Origin of the sequence: Psychrobacter sp. FME5 (genome assembly GCF_014861375.1) — a bacterium.
Taxonomy (GTDB): Bacteria; Pseudomonadota; Gammaproteobacteria; order Pseudomonadales; family Moraxellaceae; genus Psychrobacter.
Genome location: NZ_RRYX01000260.1, coordinates 1 through 614, shown reverse-complemented (window position 1 = coordinate 614; position 614 = coordinate 1). Strand labels below are relative to the sequence as shown.

Annotated in this window: 1 protein-coding gene; it reads right to left on the bottom strand. The window is 44.1% G+C overall.

Going from position 1 to position 614, the window contains the following annotated elements; all coding sequences use genetic code 11:
• Window positions 1-17: 17 nt before the first annotated feature.
• Window positions 18-614 (bottom strand): IS5 family transposase (locus EI161_RS14600; RefSeq protein ID WP_192530011.1); only part of this gene is annotated, 597 nt, incomplete at its 5' end.

Genomic DNA, 614 nt, shown 5'->3' with positions numbered 1-614 from the left:
TAGGGCGTGTTGAACATTCATAATTTCAGCCAGATATAAGCGCAAGCGAGAGCGACCGTATTCTCATAACTCTGCTTGAGCTTATCAAATCTGGTGGCAACTGCCCTATACTGTTTTAGCTTAGCAAAAGCATTTTCTACTAAGTGGCGTACCTTGTACAAGTTCCAGTCCATATGGTCGTTAGAGGACTTTGTATTTCGTTTCCGAGGGATGTTATCACACGTCCCTGCTTGTTCAATATGGGCTCGTAGCGCATCAGAATCATAGCCTTTATCGGCACATAAAACCTCTGTATCGCTCAAATCAACCTTGTCTATTAAGTCAGGAGCGACTTTAACATCGTGGGTTGTACCATCTGACAAGATAAAAGTGAGTGGATTGCCATGAGCATCAACTGCCAAATGAATCTTGGTCGCGCGTCCTGCAACACTTTTACTAATAGCCTGCGCATTCTCATTGCCACCACTGCTGTGTTGATGCGCTTTAATATGAGTGCCATCGATAAAGACCCATTCAAGGTCTGCGTCCTTGATCAGTAACGTAAACAATGCAATCAGCTTATTACTGCGAGACCAGCGCTGGTAAGCTTTATAGATGGTATTGGGCTTGCCAAA